At 74.0% G+C, this 24,405-nt stretch carries 20 protein-coding genes and 1 other RNA gene; 7 read left to right on the forward strand and 14 right to left on the reverse strand.

What is annotated here, in order from left to right; genetic code table 11:
• Positions 1–2: 2 nt before the first annotated feature.
• The 3 genes from ACGFWJ_RS11160 to ACGFWJ_RS11170 all read right to left on the reverse strand — a co-directional run bounded on the left by ACGFWJ_RS11160 (position 3) and on the right by ACGFWJ_RS11170 (position 3,763).
• Entirely contained in the window at positions 3–1,445 is a 1,443-nt protein-coding gene (locus tag ACGFWJ_RS11160) for a hypothetical protein (protein WP_392947675.1), read from the reverse strand.
• 229 nt (positions 1,446–1,674) lie between these two features.
• Positions 1,675–2,334 carry a class I SAM-dependent methyltransferase gene (locus ACGFWJ_RS11165; protein ID WP_392947678.1) on the reverse strand — a complete coding sequence of 220 codons (660 nt, stop codon included), beginning with the start codon at positions 2,332–2,334 and terminating at the stop codon, positions 1,675–1,677.
• A 79-nt stretch (positions 2,335–2,413) separates the two neighbouring features.
• A complete protein-coding gene (locus tag ACGFWJ_RS11170) occupies positions 2,414–3,763 on the reverse strand; it encodes a M48 family metalloprotease (RefSeq protein ID WP_392947681.1) in 1,350 nt (449 codons plus the stop codon).
• A 198-nt stretch (positions 3,764–3,961) separates the two neighbouring features.
• On the opposite strand from ACGFWJ_RS11170, the gene ACGFWJ_RS11175 reads away from it, so the two are divergent.
• Positions 3,962–5,041 (forward strand): alcohol dehydrogenase catalytic domain-containing protein, encoded by a 1,080-nt coding sequence (locus tag ACGFWJ_RS11175; RefSeq protein WP_392947684.1) that lies wholly within the window; start codon positions 3,962–3,964, stop codon positions 5,039–5,041.
• Between the two features lie 118 nt (positions 5,042–5,159).
• Here the strand turns inward: ACGFWJ_RS11175 and ACGFWJ_RS11180 are convergent, their stop codons facing one another.
• From ACGFWJ_RS11180 to lanL, 5 genes are all read right to left on the reverse strand, one after another.
• The gene (locus ACGFWJ_RS11180; protein WP_387643360.1) at positions 5,160–5,312 is read right to left on the reverse strand and encodes a hypothetical protein; all 153 of its coding nucleotides are present in this window, start codon (positions 5,310–5,312) and stop codon (positions 5,160–5,162) included.
• 210 nt (positions 5,313–5,522) lie between these two features.
• Complete coding sequence (locus ACGFWJ_RS11185; RefSeq protein ID WP_392947687.1) at positions 5,523–6,053, reverse strand: hypothetical protein; 531 nt, start codon at positions 6,051–6,053, stop codon at positions 5,523–5,525.
• A 196-nt stretch (positions 6,054–6,249) separates the two neighbouring features.
• Positions 6,250–6,393: a VenA family class IV lanthipeptide gene (locus ACGFWJ_RS11190; RefSeq protein ID WP_387643362.1), complete on the reverse strand. Its 144-nt coding sequence runs from the start codon at positions 6,391–6,393 to the stop codon at positions 6,250–6,252.
• Between the two features lie 162 nt (positions 6,394–6,555).
• Positions 6,556–8,409, reverse strand: coding sequence for an alpha/beta hydrolase family protein (locus tag ACGFWJ_RS11195; protein WP_392947690.1), 1,854 nt, complete (start codon positions 8,407–8,409; stop codon positions 6,556–6,558).
• A 103-nt stretch (positions 8,410–8,512) separates the two neighbouring features.
• Complete coding sequence (gene lanL / locus ACGFWJ_RS11200; protein ID WP_392947693.1) at positions 8,513–11,362, reverse strand: class IV lanthionine synthetase LanL; 2,850 nt, start codon at positions 11,360–11,362, stop codon at positions 8,513–8,515.
• 429 nt (positions 11,363–11,791) lie between these two features.
• On the opposite strand from lanL, the gene ACGFWJ_RS11205 reads away from it, so the two are divergent.
• Genes ACGFWJ_RS11205 through ACGFWJ_RS11215 form a run of 3 tightly spaced genes read left to right on the forward strand, consistent with a single transcriptional unit; the run spans position 11,792 to position 14,557 of the window.
• Positions 11,792–12,628: a Nif3-like dinuclear metal center hexameric protein gene (locus ACGFWJ_RS11205; RefSeq protein ID WP_392947695.1), complete on the forward strand. Its 837-nt coding sequence runs from the start codon at positions 11,792–11,794 to the stop codon at positions 12,626–12,628.
• A 34-nt stretch (positions 12,629–12,662) separates the two neighbouring features.
• Complete coding sequence (locus tag ACGFWJ_RS11210) at positions 12,663–13,406, forward strand: zinc ribbon domain-containing protein (protein ID WP_392947699.1); 744 nt, start codon at positions 12,663–12,665, stop codon at positions 13,404–13,406.
• A 5-nt stretch (positions 13,407–13,411) separates the two neighbouring features.
• A complete protein-coding gene (locus ACGFWJ_RS11215) occupies positions 13,412–14,557 on the forward strand; it encodes a bifunctional RNase H/acid phosphatase (protein ID WP_392947702.1) in 1,146 nt (381 codons plus the stop codon).
• Between the two features lie 21 nt (positions 14,558–14,578).
• Here the strand turns inward: ACGFWJ_RS11215 and yaaA are convergent, their stop codons facing one another.
• Both yaaA and ACGFWJ_RS11225 read right to left on the reverse strand, forming a co-directional pair.
• Positions 14,579–15,379 (reverse strand): peroxide stress protein YaaA, encoded by an 801-nt coding sequence (gene yaaA, locus ACGFWJ_RS11220; RefSeq protein ID WP_392947705.1) that lies wholly within the window; start codon positions 15,377–15,379, stop codon positions 14,579–14,581.
• 121 nt (positions 15,380–15,500) lie between these two features.
• The gene (locus ACGFWJ_RS11225; protein ID WP_392947708.1) at positions 15,501–15,920 is read right to left on the reverse strand and encodes a DUF3995 domain-containing protein; all 420 of its coding nucleotides are present in this window, start codon (positions 15,918–15,920) and stop codon (positions 15,501–15,503) included.
• A 194-nt stretch (positions 15,921–16,114) separates the two neighbouring features.
• Between ACGFWJ_RS11225 and ACGFWJ_RS11230 the strand changes: the two genes are divergently transcribed.
• From ACGFWJ_RS11230 to rnpB, 3 genes are all read left to right on the forward strand, one after another.
• The gene (locus ACGFWJ_RS11230; RefSeq protein WP_392947711.1) at positions 16,115–17,614 is read left to right on the forward strand and encodes an RNB domain-containing ribonuclease; all 1,500 of its coding nucleotides are present in this window, start codon (positions 16,115–16,117) and stop codon (positions 17,612–17,614) included.
• Complete coding sequence (locus tag ACGFWJ_RS11235; RefSeq protein WP_392947714.1) at positions 17,611–19,077, forward strand: MFS transporter; 1,467 nt, start codon at positions 17,611–17,613, stop codon at positions 19,075–19,077. Before ACGFWJ_RS11230 ends, ACGFWJ_RS11235 begins: the two co-directional genes overlap by 4 nt.
• A gap of 13 nt (positions 19,078–19,090) precedes the next feature.
• Positions 19,091–19,493: RNase P RNA component class A (gene rnpB, locus ACGFWJ_RS11240), an RNA gene on the forward strand.
• 258 nt (positions 19,494–19,751) lie between these two features.
• On the opposite strand, the gene ACGFWJ_RS11245 is transcribed toward rnpB, so the two are convergent.
• From ACGFWJ_RS11245 to ACGFWJ_RS11260, 4 genes are all read right to left on the reverse strand, one after another.
• Positions 19,752–20,723, reverse strand: a complete 972-nt coding sequence (locus ACGFWJ_RS11245) for a hypothetical protein (protein ID WP_392947716.1) — start codon at positions 20,721–20,723, stop codon at positions 19,752–19,754.
• Between the two features lie 202 nt (positions 20,724–20,925).
• The gene (locus tag ACGFWJ_RS11250; RefSeq protein WP_392947719.1) at positions 20,926–22,311 is read right to left on the reverse strand and encodes an ABC transporter substrate-binding protein; all 1,386 of its coding nucleotides are present in this window, start codon (positions 22,309–22,311) and stop codon (positions 20,926–20,928) included.
• 68 nt (positions 22,312–22,379) lie between these two features.
• Positions 22,380–23,264 (reverse strand): carbohydrate ABC transporter permease, encoded by an 885-nt coding sequence (locus tag ACGFWJ_RS11255; protein ID WP_387643384.1) that lies wholly within the window; start codon positions 23,262–23,264, stop codon positions 22,380–22,382.
• Positions 23,261–24,172 carry a carbohydrate ABC transporter permease gene (locus ACGFWJ_RS11260; protein WP_392947722.1) on the reverse strand — a complete coding sequence of 304 codons (912 nt, stop codon included), beginning with the start codon at positions 24,170–24,172 and terminating at the stop codon, positions 23,261–23,263. The genes ACGFWJ_RS11255 and ACGFWJ_RS11260 overlap by 4 nt, the downstream gene beginning before the upstream one ends.
• Positions 24,173–24,405 lie beyond the last annotated feature (233 nt).

The raw sequence follows: 24,405 nt of genomic DNA on the forward strand, positions 1-24,405 counted from the left end.
CCTCAGATCCTGTCCCAGGTACGCGCCGTCAGACCGTAGGTGTCGGCGATCGGCTTCCACTTCGCCACGAAGTCCTTCTTGGACTGGGTGGCCTGCGGGTTGAGGTCGTTGGCACGGGTCAGATCGGCGGTGCTGGGCGCCGTGTTGTTGGCGCAGCCCTGGCTGGAGACGGTGCGCGCCCACGCCGCGTACGCCCGGTCGATGTCCCCGGACGCCTGCCAGGCGTCCTTCAGCTTCGCCGCCGCGTCGGCCCCGCCGGGCAGATTGTCGGTGTGCAACTGGGCCAGCTCGGCGATCAGTTGGTCACGCTGCTGGGCGCCGGTGTCGAACACCTTCGCGGCGTTGTCGATCTCCGTCTTCGGCGGGCAGCTGCGCACCTTCGCCACCGCGTTGCCGATCGGCGCCTTCGCGTTCTCGCCCTTCGTCAGCAGCGCGTCCAGCGCCTTCGCCTGGGTCGCCGCGTCCGGACCGGCCGAGGCCGAGGCCGAGCTCGACGGGGACGGGCCGGCGGTGTTCGGCGCGGAGGCCGACGGCGAGGCGCCGCCCGTGCCGCCCTGCGACGGATCGTGCGCCGGGGCCGAGTTGCCGCCCTTCGACTCGGACGAGGTGCCGCTGTCGCTGTTCTTCACCGCCCACACCACGCCGACGCCGATCACCAGCAGCAGTGCCACCGCCGCGCCGATCAGCACCGGGGTGCGCCGCCGCCGCGGGTCCTCCTCGTAGTCGAAGTCGGGCTCCTGGCCGCCGTACCCGCCGTTCGCGAACTGCGGCTGGCCACCGAAGCCGGGCTGACCGCCGAAGGTCTGCTGCCCGCCGTACGAGGGCTGCGAGGTGCCGAACTGCTGCTGGGCGAACGGCGGTTGCTCGAACTGCTGCTGACCGCCGAAGGACTGGCCCTGGGGCGGGAACTGCTGGCCGCCGAAGGTCTGCTGCCCACCGAAGGTCTGCGGCGGGGGCTGCGGTCCGGGCGGGGGCGGCGGGGTGCCGAACTGCTGCTGGGCGAACGGCGGTTGCTCGAACTGCTGCTGACCACCGAACGTCTGGCCCTGCTGCGGCTGCGGCTGCGGCTGCGGCTGCGGGAACTGCTGCCCGCCGAAGGTCTGCTGCGGGACGGGCGGCGCGGCGGGCTGCTGCTGGGCGGCCGGCGGCGCGGGGGCGGCCGGCTGCTGGGTGCGGGGCGGCGGTGTCGCCGGGCCGGGGGCCGCGGCGGTGCGCGGCGCCTCGGGCTGCGGCGGCTGGGGGACGACGGGGGCAACGGGGGTGACCGGAGGGACCGGGGCGGCGGGTGCGACGGGTCCGGGCGCGATCTTCGGGAGCGGGATCGCCGTGGTGGGCGGACCGGCGGCCGCCGGGTCCTCCGCCATCGGCCGGCGGACCCAGCCGCCCGCGCCGTTGTTCGCGGTCGGATCCCACACCGCTCGCGCGGCCTTGCCCTGCTCCGTCATGCCGTGTCCTCGCCCCCGCCTACTGACCCGCCGATGGCTCTGCCGCCGTACGACCCGCGCCCCGCACCGGCCGTCCGTGCTCCGCCGCCCCGACACCGTACCGGCCGTCGGCGGTGCGGGTCACGGCGGTCCCGCAACAACGCGCCGTGGTGTGGACGACGCCGCTGAGGCCGTGATCGTTCCCGGTCACGGCCGGAAAATCGGCGAATCGCGGGTCGGTCGCGGTGCGTCAGGACGTGGCGCGGCGCAGCACCCGCAGCGAGCCCGTCACCGAGATCTCCTCGAAGCCCTCGTCCAGCGCCCGCAGGTACACCCGGTACGGGGCCTGGCCGCCGTCCGCCGGGTCGGGGAAGACGTCGTGCACCACCAGCAGGCCGTCCTCGGCCAGGTGCGGGGCCCAGCCCAGGTAGTCGCCGGTCGCGTGCTCGTCGGTGTGCCCGCCGTCGATGAACACCAGCGACAGCCGGCCCTGCCAGACCGTCGCGATCTGCGGGGAGCGGCCGACCAGCGCGACCACGTGCGGTTCGAGGCCTGCGGCGTGCAGGGTGCGGCGGAAGCGCGGCAGGGTGTCCATCAGGCCGACCTCCGGGTCGACCAGCGTCGGGTCGTGGTACTCCCAGCCGGGCTGCTGCTCCTCGGACCCGCGGTGGTGGTCGACGGTGAGGGCGACCGTGCCGGTGCGGCGGGCGGCGTCGGCCAGCAGGATCGCCGAGCGTCCGCAGTAGGTGCCGATCTCCAGCACCGGCAGCCCGGTGCGTCCGGCGGCGTCGAGTGCGGCGGCGTACAGCGCCAGGCCCTCGTCCTCGGGCATGAAGCCGGTGGCGGCGCGGAACGCGGCGAGCACCTGCGGGTCGGGCGTGGCCGGGGCCGCGGGGTCGAGGTCGGTCATCGGGCGCTCCTGCCGGGCTGGTGGGGGACTGACCAGGACCCTACTGGATGGTAGGAACGCCCGTTCGCGGGCCGACCGGTCAGAGCAGGTCGACGGCGATCCGCTCCCGGCGGGCGGCGAGCTCGGCCTCGATCAGGGCGGCCCGGCCGGAGTCCAGCACCACGGGGTGCCGGTGCTGCTCGGGCTCGGCGGCCGTGAGCATCCGCAGCCGCAGGTAGGTCGGCGGGTGCGTGCTGTCCACGGCCTCGCCCTGCCGGGCGGCCGCGCGCAGGCGGCGCTCGGTCTCCAGCGGCGGGACGGTGCGGACGGCCTCGGCCAGCGACTGCCACAGGTCGGGGGTGGCGTCCCGGCCGCTGCCGGTCCGCCGCGGGGGCACGGTGCGCTGACGGTTCAGCACCGTCTCGAAGGTCTGCCGGTGCAGCAACGCGGTCAGCGCGCCCCGGGTGTCGGCGACCGAGGTCAGCCGGACGGCCAGCAGGTCGGCCCGGTACTCGGCGGCCTGTCCGGCGCGCATCCACAGCCGGTTCATCAGCAGCGTCAGCCCGTGCACCGCCCGGTTGAGCACCCACAGGACCCGGTTCGCGACCAGTTCGGCGAGCACCACCAGCACGCCGATCAGGCCTCGCTGGGTCCGGGTCGGGCTCGGCACGGTCATCCGGTACCACTCGACCAGGGCGCCCAGCGCCGAGCCGTTCCACAGGCTGCGCCGACGGTCGCCGTTGACGCAGCGTCCGATCTCGTGGGCGAGCACCGCGACCCGCTGCTGCGGGGCGAGCGCCGTCCACAGCGGCAGGCCGATCGTCAACTGCCGGTGGCGGCGCAGCCCGAGCACGGCGAACGAGGCGTTCCACTCGCCGTCGACCGCGATCGAGTCGACCTTCGGCGCGCCCAGTTCCTCGGAGATCCGGTCGACCAGCGCGTACAGGGCGGGCGCGGCGGTGCGGTCCAGCACCCCGTCGCGGGCCGGGCGGCCCAGCCGGGGGCGCAGTTGGAAGGCGACGGCCAGCGCGATCACCCCGAGCAGCCGGCCCGGCCAGCCCGGCAGCAGCAGCCCGGTGACCAGGCCGAGCCCGATCAGCAGCACCGTCAGCGAGATCAGGTGCACCACCCCGGCCAGCGCGAACGCCGCCGTCGTCGAGCCGTCCCGCAGGTCGGAGCCGCCCGCGGACACCAGATTGAACACCTGCTCGGAGCGCTCCCTGACGTCCCGCCGGGCGGCTTCCTCGCGGCGCTCGGCCCGCTCCGCCGCGCGCTGCTGACGTGGCGACCGGTTGGTGGGGGCCGGCTCGGGCGGCAGCAGGTTCCACTCGCAGCTCGGGCACCAGGTCGGGAAGCGCTCGTTGACGGCGAGCGCGGACCGGCAGTCGGGGCAGCGCTCGGCGGATCCGGCGGCGGCGGGTCTGTCGGCGGGGGCGTCGGTGGTGGACATGGCGGCGGATCATGCCATGGGCGGGAGGCGGCGGGAAAGCGGTTTCCGGCCTGGTGGCCGTTGGTGGGCTGCCGCGCGGGGAGGCCGATGCGCTATACAGAGGGCGGCCCGCAGTGGAACGTGTTCCACTCCCTCGTCCGCCCTTCGCCGCCGCCGGGTCGTCACCCGTGCGCGGTGGCCCTCACCCCGGAGTAGCCCGTGCGCGCAGCGATCCTGCACAAGACCGGACAGGACACCCTGGACGTCCGTGACGACGTCGAAGCGGTCGGCTTCGGACCGGGCATGGTCCGGGTCCGGCTGCACGCCGCCAGCCTCTGCCACTCCGACCTGTCCGCGATGTCCGGCGTGCTGCCGCAGCCCGCGCCGTTCGTGCCGGGCCACGAGGGCGCCGGCGAGGTGGTCGAGGTCGGCGAGGGCGTGACGCGGCTCGCGCCCGGCGACCGGGTGGTGCTGTGCTGGATGCCGCCCTGCGGCGACTGCCCCGCCTGCCGGGGCGGCCGGAGCCACCTGTGCGTGGCCTCGCTCCGCCGGCTCTCCACCCCGACGTTCCGGATCGGCGGCGACACCGACGCGTACGGCTTCTACAGCACCGGCACCTTCGCCGAGGAACTGGTGGTCGCCGCCGGCACCCTGCTGCCGGTGCCCGCCGACCTGCCGTACGACCTGGCCGCGCTGATCGGCTGCGGCGTCACCACCGGACTCGGCGCCGCCGTCAACACCGCGCGGGTGGAGCCCGGTTCGGCCGTCGCCGTGATCGGCGCTGGCGGGGTCGGCATCGCCGCCGTCCAGGGCGCCCGGATCTGCGGCGCCGCCCGGATCACCGTGGTCGACCCGGTGGCCTCCCGCCGCGAGCGGGCACTCGGCTTCGGCGCCACCGAGGCGATCGCCCCCGAGGACCTCAAGTCCGCCGCCCGCGGCGTCCCCGGCGGCGGCTTCGACTACGTCTTCGAGGCCGTCGGCCGCTCCGAGACCGTCCGGGCCGGCTACGACGCCGCCCGGCGCGGTGGCGCGGTGGTGGTGATCGGCGCGGGCGCGGCGGACGACCGGGTCTCCTTCAGCCTGGGCGAACTGTTCTTCAACGAGAAGCGCCTGCTGCCGTCCATGTACGGCGGCGGCGACGTCCGCCGCACCGCGGACCGGGCGATCGACCTGTGGCGGGCCGGCCGGCTCGACCTGGCCGGAATGATCACCCACCGGCTGCCGCTCACCGAGGTCAACGAGGCGATCCGGCAGATGCGCAGCGGCGAGGCACTGCGGACGGTGCTCACGGTCGACTGACGGCCTTCGGCTTTCGAACGGCCGACGCCCCCGGCGCGTCAGGACGGTGACGGGCCGGGGGCGTCGGCGGTGCGAGGTGGTCGTGCGGCGGGCCGTCCGGCCCGCGACGGCCCGAACGTCAGCGCCGGTGGCGGCCGTGCGGGTCCGCGTCCGCGCTGTCGTCGTTGGCGGTGGTGCCCCGGTGCCGGCCGTGAGCCACGCCGTCGGCGCTCTCGTCGGCGCCGGGCGCGCGGTGGTCGTGCTCGGTGGTGTCGTCGATGGACTCGGACATCTGGTCAGTCTTCTCCGTGCGAATGGGCGGTCTCTGCGAAAAGGTGCACCGGTATGCCTCGGCGCACCGGTGTGCCAGGGACCCGGACAGCAGGAAGCAGGCCGCCATCGTGGTCGGCCCGCGCGGGGCCACGATAACGGCCGGATCGAATCGGAGCCTACCCAAACCATGCGCGTCGCGCCCCGAAACCCGCACCCGGCGGTGCCGTCGTCAAGTGGCCGACGGCCACGATCCGTTCGGCGTTCGACCTGAATGTCCGGGATGCCCGTTCGCCACCATCGGACACGCCCCCGTCCACCGCCGGCCTGCCCGGTCGGCCAGGCCCAGGCCCAGTGCCACCCAGCCCGTCGCCGCGGCGACCGCACCGACGGGCAGTCCATCGGCCGCCACCAGCCGGCCGGTCGTGCCCAGTACCGTCAGTTCCACCGTCGTGAGGAGCGGCGCCGTCCGGCCATGGCGTCCGAAGACGTGCTCGGCGGTGCGCGCGAACAGGCGCAGCAGCACCACCCCGGGCAGGACCTCGGCGAAGAACGCCGCCGCCGGCCACGGCGACAGCAGACCCAGCACCGCGCCCGCCGAGGCGGCCGGTGCCGTTGCCTTACGCAGCAAGGAAGTTCGTGGATCCGCCGGACCGGCCGCCCGGGCCAGTGTCGACGCGGCCGCCCCGAGCATCAGCAGGGCCGCCAGTCCGGCGATCGCCCGACCCGTGGGGCGCCCCGCCACCACGGTGTCCAGGACCACACCTGCCGACCCGGGCAGAGCCGGTGCCGTCGCCGCCTCCAGCGGTACCGACACCGTCAGCGCGACCGACCACCAGCCTCGCACGAGTCAACTCCGGGCAGATGTGAGGGAACCAGGACGGGTGGGCGGGGCGGCCGAGGGCCGTGCCCGCCCCCGCGAACGGGAGCGGACACGACCCGGGCCGGGCGCCTTGGCGTCAGGCGATGGTGAAGAGCAGGCAGGTCACGGCCAGGCAGGTGAGCTGGCACCCGTCGCCGTGGCCGCCCAGCTCGACCGACTCCACCTCCGGCAGCTCCTGCAGGGCGGCGAGGTCGGTCTCGAACGCGGTCATGTTCTCCATGGTGTTTCCTCCCCTATCTGTTTCGTCGGGCACGGACGTGTCCGACGACCGCGACGGGATGTCCCGTCGCAGGTCCGGCCCCGCCGATCGCGCTCCGGGCCGCAGCCGGGCAGGCCGGCGGGCTCCCGCGCGCGGCGGGAAATCTTCTGCTGAACAGGCGGGTCAGGCGGGTCTGCCGGTGCGCAGGAACCTCGCGAGCAGTTCGTGCAGCACGGCCGCGCCCTCCTCGGCGAGCACCTCGTGCCCCGCGCCCGCCGCCTCCACGTAGCGGAAGTCGGCGCCCTCGGCCCGGCCGAGCCGCAGCAACTCGTGCCGCAGCAGCCGGGACTGACCGACCGGCACCACCTCGTCGCGGTCCCCGTGCACCACCAGCAGCGGGGTGCGCAGCCGGTGCGCGAGGAGCAGGACGTCGCGCGGGCCCCGGGCGTCGTCGACCGGCAGGTCGCCGCCGAGCCGGGTGGTGAGCGCCCGGACGGGGGGCGAGGCCTCCGCGAGCAGGCGGGCGCCGGACAGGAACGGTGCCACCACCGCGCACCGCGACACCGTCCCCGCCGGGGCGTGCGCCGCCGCGAGCAGCGCCAGGAACGCGCCGTAGCTGACGCCGAACAGGGCCGGCGGCTCCAGACCCAGCGCGGCCCGTTGCCCGGCCACGCCCTCCAGCAGCGCCAGTACGTCGTCCAGGTCGGGGCCGCCCCACGCGCCGCGGATCGCCATCGCGAACTCCGTGCCGTAGCCCGTCGAACCGCGCTGGTTCGGGGCGAGCACGGCCAGGCCTTGCGCCGTCATCCGCTGGAGCGCGGGGTCGAACTCCAGCCGCCAGGCGTCCGCCGGGCCGCCGTGCAGCGCCAGCACCAGGTGCGGGGCGGACAGCCAGTGCTCGCCGCCGTACACCACCGCCTCGACCGGCCCCGCCGGGCCGGCCAGTTCCACGCACCGCGCCGACTGCCACCGGCTGCCGTCCCCGGGCCCGGCCGAACCGTCCAGCCGCCAGCCGTCCGGCCGTGCCGTGCCCGGCAGCAGCGCGTCCACGTCCAGGGTGGCGAGCGCGGCCGGGCGGTCCGGCGCCGAGTACGGCATCCGCAGGCCCGCCGGCGACCAGTGCCCGACCGCGCCGAGCCGCCCCGGCGGCACCGCCAGCGGGTCGAGCCGCCCGCTGCCCGGCTGCCACAGCACCAGCGAGGACGCCGCGCCGTGATCGACCTGGAGCACCACCCGGGGCTCCGCGCCCGGCGCGGGCGGGGCGAGCGCGATCGGCCGCAGCAGTCGGCCCGGCTGGTGCAGGCAGTCGGGGAAGCGCACCGGCTCGGCGCCGCCGATCAGCGCCCAGCCCAGCCGGTCGGCGCCCGGCGCGTCGCTGCGCAGCATTCCGAAACCCGTCGCCGGGTCGAACAGCACCAGCCGGTCGTTGCTGGTCCCGCCGAGTTCCAACAGTGGTGTGGTGGAGCCGAGTTGGAGATCCAGTACGACGGTCTTGACCATCCCGTCGGCCACCCGGTCGAGCGCCAGCAGCCGGCCGGTCGCGTCCAGCCACACCCCGCCGCCGTGCAGCCCCGGCAGCTCGGCCACCTCGCGGGGCGCCGAACCGTCCGCCGCCAGCAGCCACACCGTGGTCACCGGGCGGGTGTCGGTGCCGAGCAGCACCGCGACCGGCGTGTCCGCCGCCCCGGCCGGGCCGGGCATCGCCAGCATCCGCAGACCCGGCAACCGCATGGCGGCCAGCGGGAGTTCGGGCTCCCCGGGCGACAGCAGCACCAGCGCGTGCCGGTCGCCGTCGTGCCGGCACACCAGCACCCGCCCGTCCGGCAGCGCGGCCAGCTGCGACCGCAGGCTCTCCGCCCGCCCCGCCGACAGCACCACCGGCGCCGCCTCGCCGTACTCCGGCAGCCGCCAACTCTCCACCTGCCAGGCGCCGTCGGCCCCGGCCGCCAGGCAGGCCGCGTGCGAGCCGTCCCCGGCGAAGGTGAAACTCAGCCGCCGCAACGCCTGCGGCGCGGTGCGCACAGTCGCCGTGCTCATCGGGGACCTCCTGCCGAACGGTGGTGCAACGGTCGGGTGCTGGGCGGGAGTTGACGGCCCGGACAGCGTCGGGGCAGGGCGAGCCGCGGCTCGGCGCACTTCTTCACTGCCGCCCTCCCGTCGCGGTCCCGCTCAACTCCGGTGCATCGAGTTGAGGTGGCGTCAAAGTGCCTGCTCGGTACGGCTCCGGGTCGGACCACAGGCGCGGTCCCGGGTGGCGCAGGCGGAGCAGGAAGGCGAGCGGGCCGGTGGTGCCGGTGCCGTACGCGGGGGTGCAGCCGGTGCCGGTCTCGTCGGGGAGGACCAGCAGGCCGTCGCGGAGCGCGGCGCGGGCGGCGATCAGCCGGGCGAGCTCGTGGGCGCCGTGCCGGAAGCGGCTCTCGCCGGTGGCCCGGGCCAGGTCGAGCAGGTACTCGCCGTTGCCGGCCAGGCCGTGGCAGGCGGAGACACCGCTGTGCCAGCGGCCGTCCAGGACGGCCCGGCCGGCGGCCCGCGCCAGCCGGCGGGCCCGGTCGTCGCCGGTGGCCTGCCAGAACCGGATCAGGAAGGTGCCGACGCCGGAGGAGCCGCTGCACCAGTGCGCCAGCCGGACGTGCGCCGGGTCGCCGTGGCTCTGCGGCCACCACGCGGCCTCGCCGTCCCACCGCGCGGTGGCTTCCAGGGTCTGTACGGCCAGCTCCGCGCCGGCCATCAACTCCCGTGCGGAATCCGACAGTTCGGGGTCGGCGCTCAGCCGTTCGGCGCAGGCCAGCAGGAAGGCGCCCACGCCGGCCACCCCGTGGGCGTGGCCGAGGTGCACCGCCCCGGCGAGCGCCGAGTCGAAGTCGGCGGGCACCGGCCAGACCGTCCCGTACGGTTCGGCGCGGGCGGCGGCCAGCAGGGTGCGGGCGCAGTGCGCGGCGCGGTCGAGGAACTGGCGTGCCCCGGTGGCGCGGTGGGCGCGCAGCTGGAGGAACCCGGCCCCGGCGGCGCCGTGGCAGATGTCCGGGTTGGGCCAGACCAGCGGGACCTTCATCGCCATCGCGGCGGCCCGTTCGGCGAGGCCGGGGTGGTCGAGGGCGTCGGCGGCGTCGAACAGCGCCCAGGCGGCGCCGGAGCGGCCGAAGTGCAGACCGGGCAGCACCACGGGTTCGGCGGCGCAGCGCCGTTCGATCCAGTCGGCGGCCGCCCGGGCGGTGGCCCGGGCCTGTTCGCGGACGGGTTCCGGCAGCGGCGCGAGGCTCGCCCGGGCCAGCACGGCGAGCACACCGGCGGCGCCGTGCTGCACGTTGCACGGGTCGGTGAGCTGCCCGGAGGCGACGGCCGGCCACAGCCGGTCGCGCCGCTCCGGGGTGGCGGTGGCCGCCAGGTGACGCACACCGTCGTGCAGCAGCCGGTCCAGCGGTGGCGGGGTGGCCGGGCCGACCGGGCCCGGGACGTGGGCCTGTCCGGTGGGCGCGGTGAGCTCCTTCCGGACCCGGGCCAGGCTCCACCGCCGCTCGGGCTCCTCGGCGCGCAGCCCGAGCACCAGCGGTGCCAGCCGGCGTGCGGTGAGGCCCTCGCGGGCGGCCGGTGCCAGCCAGCGGCCGAGGCGTTCGGCGACGGGGCGGGCGAGCGGCCGGTCGTCCGGCAGCAGCGGGTCGTGGCCGGTGGCGAGCAGGAAGTAGAGGCCGCCGAGCGCGTACAGGTCGCCGCGGGGGTCGGCGAGATCGGTGCGGTGCGGGCCGGCGTGCTCGGGGGCTCGGTACCCGGGGGTGCCGGCGGTGCCGGCCAGTGTCCCCGGGGGGACGGCGAGTTCGAGGTCCACCAGGCGGACGGTGCCGTCCGGCCGGACCAGCACGTTGCCGGGGGAGAGGTCGCGCAGCACCAGCCCCTGCTCGTGGACGCGCTCCACCAGGTCGAGCAGCGCCAGCGCCAGCGGTCCGGCCTCGGCCCACGGGACGTCGGGGGCGCCGTCGCGCCGCAGCCGGGCCGCCGCCCAGCTGCCGAGTGCCTGGCCGGGGACGCGCTCCTGGACGAGGAACAGCGAGTCCTGCTGCTCGACCAGGGCGTGCATCCGCGGCGTCAACCCGGTGTCGGCCAGTCGGCCGAGCAGTTCGGCCTCGTTCCGCAGTGCCGTGCGGGCGTCGGTTCCGGCCCGGTCGACCTCGATGTGGGCGCGGGCCTGCTTGACCACCACCTCGGCGCCGGTGGCCGGGTCGGTGCCCAGGAACACGCCGCCCTTGGCGCTGTGCCGCAGCGCGGCGGTGAGCGCCCAGCGGCCGTCCAGCAGCACGCCGGCCCGGCGCCCGCCCGTCCTCGCCCCCGTGCCGGTGGTCGATCCCGCCCCCTCGACGGGGTCGACCACCCACGGCGGGCAGCGGTAGGACGCGGTGCGGACGTCCTCGACCGACTCGCCGTCCGGGCCGCGCAGCATCGAGCGGTACGCGCCGTCGTTGCCGAGCAGCGCGCGGCCGGCGAAGCCGCCGTAGCGGTAGTGCACCAGGCTGCCGGGGCGGTACGGGCGGTCGGAGAGAATCGCCGGTCCGGGCATTCCCTCGGTGGCCCGGTGGAGTTCCTCGGCGAGCCGGCGGAATTGTTCGTCGCCGTCCGGATAGACGGTGATGAATTTCCCGGCCGAAGCCCGGTCGCTGTTGCGGGAATTGATTTCGTGCAGGCGTTCCCGGTCGGCGGTGAACTTGAAGGCGCAAGGGTCTTCGGCGATCACCGCGGCGACCGCGGCCAGCACCTCGGCCCCGACCGGGGAGGCGGCGGCGACGTGCAGCTTCCAGCCCTGTTCGGGCAGTTCGCGGCCGGGCGGCCGGACCGTGCACCAGAAGCCCTCGACCGCGATCGTCCAGTCGCCGTCTCCGCCCCGGGCCCGGTTGCCGGCCACGGCCGCCCGCGCCACCTCCACCAACGTGCCGTCCGCCCCCGGCTCGTCGTCGACCGGTACCGGCCCCCCTGTCCTGCGCAGCGGTGTGCCCGCCCCCATCTGCTTCACACCCCTTCGCGGTGGACTCGACCGATCGCGGTCTGCGGAAGTTCACGAGAGGCTCGCCCGCGCCGGTCGAATTCCGCCGGGAATTTCGGCCGGTCGCCTTTTTCGACCCCCCGGTCGAGGCAACTCTCGTTCGCAGGACTGAAGTTACTTTCGGGGAGGGGGTGACTCAACACCGGACGAGTCACTTCACTCTTAAGGGTGATCGGGATTCGTTTTCGAATACGTTCGCCCTGACGGGTCTGGGCAGGGCGTTCCACGCGCCCACCGGCCCGCCGGCGCTGCCGACCGCCCGGAAGTGCCCGTTCGGACGCCCGCCTACCGCTTGCCATCGTGTTGACGCTCAGGTGTGCGAGTCGTCCGCAGGGTGGGTGGTGGACGGGCCCGGCCGGGCGGCGCCGTGGCACGCGGTAGTCTCGACAGGTGCCGAAACTGTCCGACGTCATCGCCGTGCTCGAAGAGATCTACCCCCCGCAGTGGGCGGAGTCCTGGGACGCGGTGGGCCTGGTCTGCGGCGATCCCGAGGCCGAGGTGGGCCGGGTGCTGTTCGCCGTCGACCCCGTGCAGGCCGTGGTGGACGAGGCCGTCGAGTGGGGCGCCGACCTGCTGATCACCCACCACCCGCTCTACCTGCGCGGCACCACCACGGTCGCCGCGACCGGCTTCAAGGGCCGGGTGGTGCACACCCTGATCAAGCACGACATCGCGCTGCACGTCGCGCACACCAACGCCGACCACGCCGACCCGGGCGTCTCCGACGCCCTCGCCGAGGCCGTCGGACTGAAGGTCACCGGCCCGCTGGTGGCCGACCCGACCGACCCGGCGGGACGCCGCGGCAGCGGCCGGATCGGCGAACTCCCGCAGCCGATGACGCTGAGCGCGTTCGCCGCCCAGGTCGCCGCCGGACTGCCCGCCACCGCGGCGGGCGTCCGGGCCGCCGGCGACCCGGAGCGGCAGGTGCGCCGGGTCGCGGTCTGCGGCGGCTCCGGCGACTCCTTCCTCGCCGAGGCCCGCAAGGCCGGCGTGGACGCCTACCTCACCGCCGACCTGCGCCACCACCCCGCGTCCGAGGCCACCGAGGCGGCACCCGTCGCCTTGGTCGACGCCGCGCACTGGGCCACCGAGTGGCCCTGGCTCACCCTCGCCGCCCGCGAGCTCACCAGCCGTGCCACCGACCGCGGTTGGCCACTGGAGACCCGCATCTCCACCCGGGTCACCGACCCGTGGACGGCGCACGCGCCGATGCCGTACGCCCCCTGACACCCGTCGAACCCACACACAGGAGCCATCCCGCGTGAACGCCGCGCCCGCCGACCAGATCCGCCTGCTCGACCTGCAGGCCATCGACTCCCGTCTCGACCAGCTGGCCCACCGGCGCCGCACCCTGCCCGAGCACGCCGAGATCGACAAGGCCACCGCCGACCACACCGCCCTCAAGGACCTGGTGGTCGCCGCCCAGGCCCAGCTCGGCGACACCACCCGCGAGCAGACCAAGGCCGAGGCGGACGTCGAGCAGGTCCGTGCCCGGTCCGCCCGCAACCAGCAGCGGATGGACTCCGGCGCGGTCACCTCGCCGAAGGACCTGGAGAACCTCCAGCACGAGAACGCCTCGCTGGCCAAGCGCCAGGGCGACCTGGAGGACATCGTGCTGGAGGTGATGGAGCGCCTGGAGTCCGCGCAGACCCGGGTCACCGAGCTCACCGCCCGCCTGGAGCACTCCGCCGTCGTGGTCGCCGAGGCCGAGGGCCGCCGCGACGCCAAGTTCGCCGAGATCGACGGCGAGGTCGAGAAGGTCCGCCGCGACCGCGAGGCCGTCGCCAACGTCATCCCCGCCGACCTGATGAAGGCCTACCTGCGCCTGCGCGAGCAGCAGGGCGGCGTCGGCGCGGCCCGCCTGTACCAGCGCCGCTGCGAGGGCTGCCGCACCGAGTTCTCCATCACCGAGTTCAACGCGATCAAGGCCGAGCCGGCCGACAAGGTGTTGCGCTGCGAGAACTGCGGCCGGATCCTGGTCCGCACCGGCGAGTCGGGCGTCTGACCCCGGTGGCCGGAGCCCGGTTCATCGTTCAGGCCGACGGCGGCTCCCGGGGCAACCCGGGGCCGGCCGGCTACGGCGCGGTGGTCCTCGACGCCCGCACCGGCGAGATCCTGGCCGAGGCCGCCGAGTTCATCGGACGGGCGACCAACAACGTCGCCGAGTACAAGGGCCTGATCGCCGGGCTGAAGGCCGCCCGCGCACTCGACCCGGACGCCCGGATCCTGGTCGAGATGGACTCCAAGCTGGTCGTCGAGCAGATGTCCGGCCGCTGGAAGATCAAGCACCCCGACATGCAGCCGCTCGCCGCCGAGGCCCGCGGCATCGCCGGGCGCGGCAACGTCGAGTACACCTGGATCCCGCGGGAGAAGAACAAGGAGGCCGACCGGCTCGCCAACGAGGCGATGGACGCCGGGAAGCACGGCCGCCAGTGGGAGCCCAAGGCCCGGGCCGCCGCCGCCCCCGTGGTGGACGAGCCGCTGCCCGCCGCACCCGCACCCCGGGTCGGCTGGGCCGGGCCCGCCGACCTCGGCACCCCCACCACGCTGGTGTTCCTCCGGCACGGCGAGACCCCGCTCACCCCGCTCCGGCAGTTCTCCGGCAGCACCGGCAGCGACCCCGGCCTCTCCGAGAAGGGCGTCTGGCAGGCCGAACGCACCGCCGAGGCACTCGCCGCCCGCGGCACCGTGCAGGCCGTGGTCTGCTCGCCGATGCTGCGCACCCGGCAGACCGCCGAGGCCGTCGCCCGGCGCCTCGGCCTGGACGTGCGGATCGAAGAGGGCCTGCGGGAGCTCGACTTCGGCGACTGGGAGGGCCTCACCTTCGCCGAGGTGATGGAACGCCACCCCGACGACCTGACCGCCTTCTTCGGATCCGCGAAGGCCAAGCCCACCGGCAGCGCCGAATCGCTCACCACGCTCGCCCACCGGGCCGGGCAGGCCCGCGACAAGATCCTCGCCCGCTACCCCGGCAAGACCGTCCTGGTGGTCTCGCACGTCAGCCCGATCAAGACCCTGGTCCGGCTCGCCCTCGGCGCCCCGCCGGACGCCGTGCACCGGATGGAACTCTCCGCGGCCTCGCTGTGCGCCGTCCAGTACTACAGCGACGGCAACGCCTCGCTGCGGCTGCTCAACGACACCTCGCACCTGCGCTGACGTCGTCGTGGTGGCGGACGGTCAGTGCACGTCCGTCACCACGACGTCCAGCTGCCACGGCTTGCGGGCCGTGCCGCGCGCCGCGACCTCCACCCGGTAACCCAGCTGCGCCAGCGCGTCCACCAACTCGCCCGGCGAGGACGGCTCCAGGCCCGCGGCCAGCAGGTCGCGCACCAGACGGCCCTTGGTCGCCTTGTTGAAGTGGCTGACCACGGAACGCTTCAGCACCCCGTCCACCTCGCGCTCCTGCAGCACCCGCACCGTCACCGTCCGGCCCGCCACCTCACCCGCCGGCTTCCACGCCGCCGCGTACGCCGAACTGCGCAGATCCAGCACCAGCCCGTCCGCGGCCTCCTCCGGCAGGACGCTGTCCATCGCCGTCCGCCAGTACGGGCCGAGCGCGCCCAGCGGCGGCAGCTTCACGCCCATCGCGCAGCGGTACGGCGGGATCCGGTCGCCGATCCGCACCGCGCCCCACAGGCCGGAGAACACCAGCAGCGAACGCTCCGCCAGCGCGTACGCCCGCTCGTCCAGCTTCGCCAGGCCCAGGTTGTCGAACAGCACCCCGGTGTACACCTCGCCGGCCGGCCGCGCCCCCGCCGTCAGCAGCCCCGCGTTCTTGGCCACCTCCCCGCGCAGACCCTTGCTCAGCCCCAACACCTCGGCCGCCCGCTCCTCGTCCCCCGCACACAGCTCCACCAGCGCCGCCAGCACCTTCTCCCGCGCCCCGGTCAGCCCCGCCAACGAGAGCCCCGCCACCTCCACCGGCACACCCGCCTCCGGCGCGGCCTTCCCCTCCGACGGCGGCAGCAGAACCAGCACGGCAACACCCTTCAACGACCCACAACAGACCCGGTCAACCCTAACGACCAGCGGGGCCGCACCCCGAATCCGCGACCGTCCGCACTGCGGTGCGGTGTGGTTGCCGCCGTGCTCCGGCGAACTACCGCCCGCGGGCGGCGACCAGCGCCGCGCCCGTGCCGAGGGCCAGGCAGAGCGGGGCGTAGACGCGGCGGTCCAGGCGGACGAAGTCCGGGGTGCGGCGGGCGAAGGCGAGCGGGCCGGCCAGGGCGCGGGTCAGCAGGGCGCCGGCGACGCCCGCCGCACCGGCGGTGCGCAGGCGGCGCGGGCCGACCGGGGGCAGCACCCCGCCGCGGGCGGCGACCAGGTAGGCGCCGGTGCCGAGCAGCCCGGCCACGGCCAGGCAGGCTCCGGCGGAGGGGAGTCGGTCGGGGGCCACGCCGACCACCAGGTCGGCGAACTGCTCGCGGTCCCGGCACGGCCACGGCGAACGGGACCACACCGCGTGCAGCGCGCCGACGGCGGCCAGCGTGCCCGCGACGGCGGTCGCCGTGGCCCGCACCCCGCGCCCGCCTCCGGCCGCGTCCGTCCCGTCCCCGCAGCACCGGCACTCCGAACCCGGCGCCACCCACTGCCGATTGTCCGTCCGAGCTGTCACGGCCCCGCCCCTTCCCACGGCCAATCCCCGTGCACCGCCGCCGGTTTCACGGCCGGTCCGGGTGCACCAACCACGCTACTGCGCCTTACGCTGCGACCATGCCGCGCCGAAAGCTCAGCGTCCGGGCCGCCCAGACCGCCAGGATCAACACCGAACTCGCCGACCTCAGAAGCCTTTTGGAGATCCGCACCGACTGGCCGCCGGAAGTCCTCGCGGAGGCCGAGCGGGCTGCCTCGCTGCCCCGCCTGCCCGAGTTCGACGCCACCGACCTCGACCTGTTCACCCTCGACCCGCCGGGCTCCCGCGACCTCGACCAGGCCATCCACCTGGCCCGCCGCGGCGGCGGCTACCGGGTGCACTACGCGATCGCGGATGTCGCGTCCTACGTCTCGCCGGGCGGCGCGATCGACACCGAGGCCGGCCGGCGCGTCCAGACGCTGTACTTCCCGGACGGCAACGTGCCGCTGCACCCGGCCCGGCTCTCCGAGGGCGCGGCCAGCCTGCTGCCGGGCGAACTGCGGCCCGCCCTGCTCTGGCAGCTCGACCTGGACGCCGACGGCGCGCTGCTGCTGGCCGACGTGCGCCGGGCCCGGGTCCGCTCACGACGGCGGCTGGACTACGCCACCGTCCAGGGCCGGATCGACGCCGGCGGCGCGGACGAGCAGCTCACCCTGCTCGCCGAGATCGGCCGGCTCCGCGAGGCGCAGGAACAGGCCCGCGGCGGGGTCAGCCTGCCGATCCCCGAGCAGGAGGTGGAGGCCGCGGGCGGCGGCTACCGGCTCCGCTACCGGGCGCCCCGGCCCGCCGACGGCTGGAACGCCCAGCTCTCGCTGCTCACCGGCATGGCCGCCGCCGAGCTGATGCTGGACGCCGGGATCGGCCTGCTGCGCACCCTGCCCACCGCCCCTGAGTCCGCCTTCGAGCGGCTGCGCCGGGTCGCCGCCGCACTCGAGGTGCCCTGGCCGGACGGGCTGCCCTACCCGCAGCTGATCCGCTCCCTCGATCCGACCCGCACCGCCGACGCCGCGTTCCTGAACGAGTGCACCGGCCTGCTGCGCGGCGCGGGCTACCACGCGTTCGACACCGCCCGCGGCACCGTCCCGCCCGCCGACCCCGGGCACGCCGCGCTGGCCGCCCCCTACGCCCACTGCACCGCGCCGCTGCGCCGCCTCGGCGACCGGTACGCGCTGGAGGTCTGCCTCGCGGTGGCCGGCGGCACCGATGTCCCGGGCTGGGTGCGGGACGCCCTGCCGCTGGTGCCCGCGCGGATGAGCAGCGGCGACCGCCGCGCGCACGCGGTGGAGCGCGCCTGCGTGGACCTGGTGGAGGCGGAGCTGCTGCGCGGCCGGGTGGGCGAGGACTTCCGGGCGGTGGTGATCGACGTGGACGAGCGCCGGCCGGGCACCGGCACGGTGCAGCTGCGCCGTCCCGCGGTGGTCGCCAAGTGCGACGCGGCCGACCGGCTGCCGCTGGGCCGCCGGGTGACCGTCCGGCTCACCCTGGCCGACCCGGTCGCCCGGGCTGTCCGGTTCGCGCTGGTGCCCGACGCACAAGGGCCTTCGGGGGCTGCCGAGGCCGGTGCGATGATCGGGGAATGAGCCGACCGAGCACTGCTCCCGACCGCCGCCGCCGGCTGATCGTCCTGGCCATCTGCTGTCTGAGCCTGTTCATCGTCGGCCTGGACAACACCGTGGTGAACATCGCGCTGCCCGCCATCCAGCGCGACCTGGGCGCGCCCGCGTCCGGCCTGCAGTGGGTGATCGACGCCTACACGCTGGTGCTGGCCTCGCTGCTGATGCTGTCCGGGTCGATCGCGGACCGGATCGGCCGCCGCCGGGTGTTCCGGACGGGGCTGCTGCTGTTCGTGCTCGGCTCGCTGCTGTGCAGCCTGGCGCCGGGCCTGGGCTGGCTGATCGCGTTCCGGGCGGTGCAGGCGGTCGGCGGGTCGATGCTCAACCCGGTGGCGATGTCGATCATCACCAACACCTTCACCGACCGGAAGGAGCGGGCGCAGGCGATCGGCGTGTGGGGCGGCGTGGTCGGCATCAGCATGGCGCTCGGTCCGCTGATCGGCGGGTTCCTGGTGGACAGCGCGGGCTGGCCGTCGATCTTCCTGATCAACATCCCGGTCGGGCTGGCGGCCTTCGTGCTGACGCACCGCTACGTCCCGGAGTCCCGGGCGCCGCGGGCCCGCCGGCTGGACCCGGTCGGCCAGCTGCTGATGGTGCTGATGCTGGGCTGCGGCACCGCCGCGATCATCGAGGGGCCGGGCCACGGCTGGACCTCGCCGGGCATCCTGGCGCTGGCCGGGGTGGCGCTCGCCGCGCTGCTGGTGTTCCCGTTCTGGGAGCGACGGGTGCCTGAGCCGCTGATCGACCCGCGGTTCTTCCGCAGCGCCCCCTTCACCGGGGCCACCGTCACGGCGGTGTGCGCGTTCGCGGCGCTCGCGGGCTTCCTGTTCCTGAACACCCTGTACCTGCAGAACGTGCGGCACTACGCCCCGGTGGTGGCCGGCCTGTGGACGCTGCCGATGGCCGGGCTGACGCTGCTGACCGCCCCGCTGTCCGGCCGGATCGTCGGCAGCCGCGGCCCGCGCCTGCCGCTGCTGGTGGCGGGTGCGGCGATCGCCGCCAGCGGGGTGCTGCTGACCGGGCTGACGGCCGACTCCCCGGCCCTCCTGCTGCTGCCCGCGTACGCGCTGTTCGGGCTGGGCTTCGGCATGGTGAACGCGCCGATCACCAACTCGGCGGTCTCCGGCATGCCGCTGGCCCAGGCCGGGGTGGCCGCCGCCGTGGCCTCCACCAGCCGGCAGGTCGGCCAGTCGCTGGGCGTCGCGGTGATCGGCTCGGTGGTGGCCGGCGCGGTCGCCTCGGCCGGGAGCTTCACGCCCGCCACCCACGCCGGCTGGTGGATCGTGGCCGGCCTGGGCCTGACCGTCTTCGTCCTCGGCCTGGTCACCACCACCCCGTGGGCGGCCGGCACGGCGGCCCGGGTGGCGGCCCGCTTCGACCGCCAGGTCCCGGGCGGGGTACGGGAAGCCTCCGTGGAGCGGCTACCATGACCCTTACGGCGGACGAGCCGGCCGGGCGGTCGCGTCGGGTCCCTTCTGGGGGCCCGCCGAGGAACGTCCGGGCTCCACAGAGCAGGGTGGTGGGTAACGCCCACCCGGGGTGACCCGCGGGACAGTGCCACAGAAAGTAGACCGCCCACCGCTTCGGCGGTGGGTAAGGGTGAAACGGTGGTGTAAGAGACCACCAGCGACCGAGGTGACTCGGCCGGCTCGGTAAACCCCACTCGGAGCAAGGTCAAGATCGACACCCTCGGGTGTCGTGCGCGGGTGTTCGAGGGCTGCTCGCCCGAGCTCGCGGGTAGACCGCACGAGGCTGTCGGCAACGGCAGCCCTAGATGGATGGCCGCCTCCCCGGGCCGCGCAAGCACCCCGGGAGACAGAACCCGGCGTACAGGCCGACTCGTCCGCCGCCTTCGGGTTCTCCGCCGCACGCCGAATGCGTGCCCGCGTGATCGTGTGCCAACTCTCCGTGTTTTCGCCATCGGCTTTCCGGAATGGGCAAAGCGCTGTCCGAATGTCGATTCGTCGGCGTACCGCCAATTCGCTGTCGAGTTGTTTCGGCGCGGACATTTCAACTTCGGACACGGCGAAGGGGCGGTCACCTTTCGGTGACCGCCCCTCACTTGCTACCGGACCGCCTCAGGCCCAGCGGGCCCGCGGGTAGGTCAGGCCTTGCCCCAGGTGTTGGTGGACCACAGCGCGCTACCGTTGGTCGGGGTGCTGCCCGCGCGGTAGGTGACCATGTTGCCGTCCGACTGGATCCGGGTCCACGCGCCCGGGTTGTCCCAGGTGCCGTTGGTCCAGTACGCGGCCTTGTCGTCGGCCACGCCGAAGACGCCGGTGGGGTCCTGGACCGTGAGCACGCCCGGGTGCCCCTGGGTGTTGGCCGCCCAGATGACGCCGCCGTCCTTCTTGCGGTAGAGCACCAGGTTGCCGTCAGCCTGCTGGATCAGGATGGTGGTGCTGGACTCCAGCCAGTTGTTCGCGAAGATGGCCTGGCCGTACTGACCGGTGCCCTTCAGGTTGTCGGCCGGCGAGTCGACGTACTGGCCGTTCACGAAGTCCGGGAAGAAGCCGGCGTCGTTCCGCCAGTACGGGGTGCCGCCGTTCGAGTTGCCGACCAGCAGCTCGCCGCCGTCCAGGACGAACACGGCGTTCGTCTTGTTCCAGGTGCCGGTGGACCAGACGGCGCTCACGCCGTCCTGCTTGTAGATGACGAAGTTGCCGTCGGCCTGCATGACGGCGGAGGCGCCGTTGTTGCCCCAGGTCTTGCTGGACCACAGGACCTGGATCTGCTTGCCGTTGTCAGCGGTCAAGTACTGGACCAGGTTGCCGTCGGTCTGCATCGTCAGGGTGCTGTAGCCGACCTTCACGCTGTCGCCCGGCTTCAGGCTGTCGCCCGGGTTCAGCAGGGCGTAGGTCGGGGTGACGATGACGCCCTGCGGGGCGGCCTTGGCGGTCTTGGCCTGCGCGGCGACCTTCGGCATGGTGCGCGCGGTCGACGCGGTCTTCACGGCCTTGGTGCTGATCTTGCCCTTGGGCGCCGGAGCGGCGGAGGCCGCCGGAACCGCGACGGCCGTCATGGCGCCGGCTGCGATCAGCAGCGCGGCGGCACGAGTGAACGTGCTCTTACGCATGGGTCCCCCCTCGAAGAGAAATGGCTGGAGCCCGTGATGAATCCAGCGGAGAATTCATACACCCAGCCGCGGACAGTGTTGCAGGCGGGGTGGGTAACTCGCGAGGGATATTCGTACGAATCGTCAGCAGACCTTCGTCGCAACGCCGAAGAGCCCGGCCGCGCGAGTGCGGACGGGCTCTTCGGGCAATGCCGGCGGAGGGTCAGCCCACCGAGGAGTTGTAGCTCTCGATGGCGGGCTGGAGCTCCTTGGCGGCGTCCGCAAGCGCCTGCTGGGCGGTCTTGGTGCCCGCGATGGTCTGCTCGATCGCGGTCTCCACGCCCTTGCGGGCCTGCGGCATGACGCCGAGCAGGCAGCCGGCCGTGGCCGTGGTCGGCTTGGTGGCCTTCAGCTGCTCGATCGCGGTCTGGAACTGCGGGAACTTGCCCACCCACTCCTTGTCGGCGGGCAGGTCCAGCGCCTTGGAGTTGACCGGGAAGTAGCCGGTGCCGGTGTGCCAGGCGGCCTGCTGCTCGGGGGCGGTGAGGAACTTCTCGAACTCCCAGGAGGCGCGCTTCTGGGCGTCGGAGTGGCCGGGGCCGGAGATCCACAGCGAGGCGCCGCCGATGATCGGGCCGCCCTGGTCGCCGGCCGCGGTCTTCGGGAACTGGGCGGTGCCGACGGTGAACTTGGCGGCCTCGGTGTAGCCGCGCAGCACGCCGGTGGACTCCAGGTGCATGGCGACCGTGCCGGCCTTGAACGCGGCCTGCGCGTCCGGGGTCTGACGGCCCGTGTTGGCCGCGTAGCCGCCCTTGACCAGGTCGGCCCACCACTGGACGATCTCGGCGCCCTTGGCGGAGTCGAAGGCCACCTTGCCGGCCTTGCCGCTGCGGCCGTTGTCGGCGTCGCAGTACAGCGCGCCGTTCTCGGCCAGCAGCTGCTCGACGAACCAGCCGTAGATGGCCGCGCCGAAGCCGTACCGGACGGTCTTGCCGCTGTCGTCCTTCTTGGTCAACTGCTTGGCCATGTCGCCGAGTTCGGCGAGCGTCGTGGGCGGCTTGGCCGGGTCGAGGCCGGCCTCCTTGAACGCGTCGTCGTTCAGGTACAGCAGCGGCATCGAGGAGTTGAACGGCATCGACTGCAGCTTGCCGCCGACCGAGTAGTAGTTCCGGATGTTGGCCTGCAGGTCGTCCAGCGAGTAGCCGTCCTTGTCGGCGAACGCCTGCGCCGGGACGGTCTGCTTGGAGTCGATCATGAAGCGGGTGCCGATGTCGTAGACCTGCACCACCGCGGGCGTGGCCTTCTGCTGCACCGAGGCCTTGTACTTGGCGATCAGGTCGTCGTAGGTGCCCTGGAACAGCGGCTTGACCTCGATCTTGCCCTGGTGCGCGGCGTTGAACTGGTTGACCAGGGCGGTCAGCTGCTCGGCGTTCTTGCCGGTCATCGAGTGCCAGAACTCGATGCTGGTCACACCGGACGCCTGGTCCAGCGCGGAGGCGGCCGGGGCGCCGGACTCGTCGGAGGAGCCGCCGGAGCCGCTCGAGCTGCAGGCGGTCAGGGCCAGGCCGGACACCAGCAGCGCGGCGAGCGCGCGGGCACTTCTCTTCACGGGTTCTCTCTCTTCTGCGAGGGTTGGTACCGGGAGCGGTGGTACGGGCGGAGCGAAGTGGCGGTGCGTCAGCGGACGGCGCCCGCGGTCAGGCCGCGGACGATGAACCGCTGGCCGAACAGCACCAGCGCCAGCGTGGGCAGCAGCGACAGCACCACGCCGGCCATGATCAGGCCGGGGTCGGTCATCTCGGAGTCCCGCAGCGAGGTCAGGCCGATCTGCAGGGTCTGCATGTTGGCGGTGCGGGTGATGATCAGCGGCCAGAAGTACTGGTTCCAGGACGACAGGAAGACGTAGATGGCCAGCGCGGCCAGGGCCGGCTTGTTCAGCGGCACCAGGATCCGCCACAGGAACCGCCAGTGGCCGGCCCCGTCGATCCGGGCGGCGTCCCGCAGCTCGCCCGGGAACTGGCGGAACGACTGCCGCAGCATGAACGTCCCGAAGCCGGACGCCAGGAACGGCAGCACCAGGCCGAAGTAGGTGTTGCCCATGCCCCAGTCCGACAGCGTCAGGTAGTTGGGGATGATGATGGCTTCCCACGGCACCATCAGGGTGGCCAGGAACAGGCCGAACACGATGCTCCGGCCGCGCATCGGCAGGAACACGAAGGCGTACGCGGCGAGCACCGCGGTGAACAGCTGCGCCACCGTGATCAGGCCCGCCACCAGCATCGAGTTGCCGTACTGGCGGAACAGCGGGATGGCGTGCACGGCGCCGGAGAAGTTCTCCCCGGTGAGCGAGTGCGGCATCATCGCGGGCGGGTAGCTGGCGATCTCGTCCGGGCGCATGAAGGCGCCGGCGAAGACGTAGTAGACCGGGAAGGCGACCGTCAGCACGGCCACGGCGAGCACTGCCCAGACCCCGACCCGGCCCAGCGTGTCGCGGACGCGCAGCGGCGGGCGGGCGGTGCGGGCGGGCTCGGCGACGGCGGGCGTCTTGGTGAGGGTGGTCATGCGTAGTGCACCTTCCGCTCCAGGACTCCGAACTGCACGGCGGTGCAGCACAGCACGACCACCATCAGCACCACGGCCTGCGCGCTGGCGGTGCCGAAGTCGCTGGAGCCGTAGGCGAACGCCTTCTCGTACACGGAGTAGACCAGGGTGCGGGTGGAGCCGTCCGGGCCGCCCTTGGTGAGGATGTGGATCTGGCCGAAGCTCTGCAGCGCGTTCACGGTGGAGATCACCACCAGGAAGAACAGGCTGGGGCCGAGCATCGGAACGGTGATCGAGCGGGCCAGCCGGAAGCCGGACGCGCCGTCCAGCCGGGCGGCCTCGGTGATCTCGCCCGGGATCGAGCCGATGCCGGCCGAGAGCACCAGCACGTTGTAGCCGAGGTTCATCCAGATCGTGGAGATCGCGACGGAGATCAGCGCCCACTGGGAGTCGGTCAACCAGCCCACCGGGCCCAGGCCGAGGTGCGACAGCAGCCCGTTGAGCACACCGCTGGCGGGGTTGTAGAACACCGAGAAGACCACCGAGGCGCTCGCCACCGAGAACGCGAACGGCAGCGCGAAGGCGGATCGCAGCAGCCGCACGCCGCGGATCCGACCCTCCATCAGCAGGACCAGCAGCAGCGCCCCGAGCACTCCGGGGACCACCGTGAACAGCACGAACAGCGCGGTGGTGACCAGCGTGGTGCGGAAGTCCGCCGAGGAGAGCAGGTCGGTGTAGTGCTTCATGCCGACGTACTTGGAGGGCGCACCGAACAGGTCGTTGGCGTGTGCGCTCAGGTAGAAGGTGCGCCCCAGCGGATAGACGATGAAGAGCGCGAAGACCACTACCGAGGGCAGCAGGAAGGCCCAGGCGAGCCCGTGCTCGCCGAGACGGCGCCGCGGCTCGGGTGGGCTTGATGCGGTCGGCATGGTGCGCGTCCGCCTTTCGTGACGTTGGTTCCGGCCAAACCGTGTCGTCCTCGAACGACGGGTCGGCGAGGAGAGGGTGAGCGGAGGGTTTCGCGCAGTTTACGCGTTCGCGTCACATCCGAGGGGAGAGCTGTCGCCACCCCGTCACTGTCTGTTCCGCGCCCTCGCGCAGCCGTTGTTCCGTCAGGTCTACCGGCCGGTAGGAATACTGACTTCCGATCACTGTGCGTGGC

Source organism: Kitasatospora sp. NPDC048407, from assembly GCF_043200475.1.
Taxonomy (GTDB): domain Bacteria; phylum Actinomycetota; class Actinomycetes; order Streptomycetales; family Streptomycetaceae; genus Kitasatospora.

Excerpts from the sequence above, each read along its gene's own strand:
- ACGFWJ_RS11190 (WP_387643362.1), bottom strand. The coding sequence starts at position 6,393 with ATGGAGAACATGACCGCGTTCGAGACCGACCTCGCCGCCCTGCAGGAG.
- ACGFWJ_RS11235 (WP_392947714.1), top strand. The coding sequence starts at position 17,611 with ATGAGCCGACCGAGCACTGCTCCCGACCGCCGCCGCCGGCTGATCGTC.
- ACGFWJ_RS11195 (WP_392947690.1), bottom strand. The coding sequence starts at position 8,409 with ATGAGCACGGCGACTGTGCGCACCGCGCCGCAGGCGTTGCGGCGGCTG.
- ACGFWJ_RS11255 (WP_387643384.1), bottom strand. The coding sequence starts at position 23,264 with ATGACCACCCTCACCAAGACGCCCGCCGTCGCCGAGCCCGCCCGCACC.
- ACGFWJ_RS11165 (WP_392947678.1), bottom strand. The coding sequence starts at position 2,334 with ATGACCGACCTCGACCCCGCGGCCCCGGCCACGCCCGACCCGCAGGTG.
- ACGFWJ_RS11245 (WP_392947716.1), bottom strand. The coding sequence starts at position 20,723 with ATGCGTAAGAGCACGTTCACTCGTGCCGCCGCGCTGCTGATCGCAGCC.
- ACGFWJ_RS11260 (WP_392947722.1), bottom strand. The coding sequence starts at position 24,172 with ATGCCGACCGCATCAAGCCCACCCGAGCCGCGGCGCCGTCTCGGCGAG.
- ACGFWJ_RS11180 (WP_387643360.1), bottom strand. The coding sequence starts at position 5,312 with ATGTCCGAGTCCATCGACGACACCACCGAGCACGACCACCGCGCGCCC.
- ACGFWJ_RS11230 (WP_392947711.1), top strand. The coding sequence starts at position 16,115 with ATGCCGCGCCGAAAGCTCAGCGTCCGGGCCGCCCAGACCGCCAGGATC.
- ACGFWJ_RS11170 (WP_392947681.1), bottom strand. The coding sequence starts at position 3,763 with ATGTCCACCACCGACGCCCCCGCCGACAGACCCGCCGCCGCCGGATCC.
- lanL (WP_392947693.1), bottom strand. The coding sequence starts at position 11,362 with ATGGGGGCGGGCACACCGCTGCGCAGGACAGGGGGGCCGGTACCGGTC.
- ACGFWJ_RS11160 (WP_392947675.1), bottom strand. The coding sequence starts at position 1,445 with ATGACGGAGCAGGGCAAGGCCGCGCGAGCGGTGTGGGATCCGACCGCG.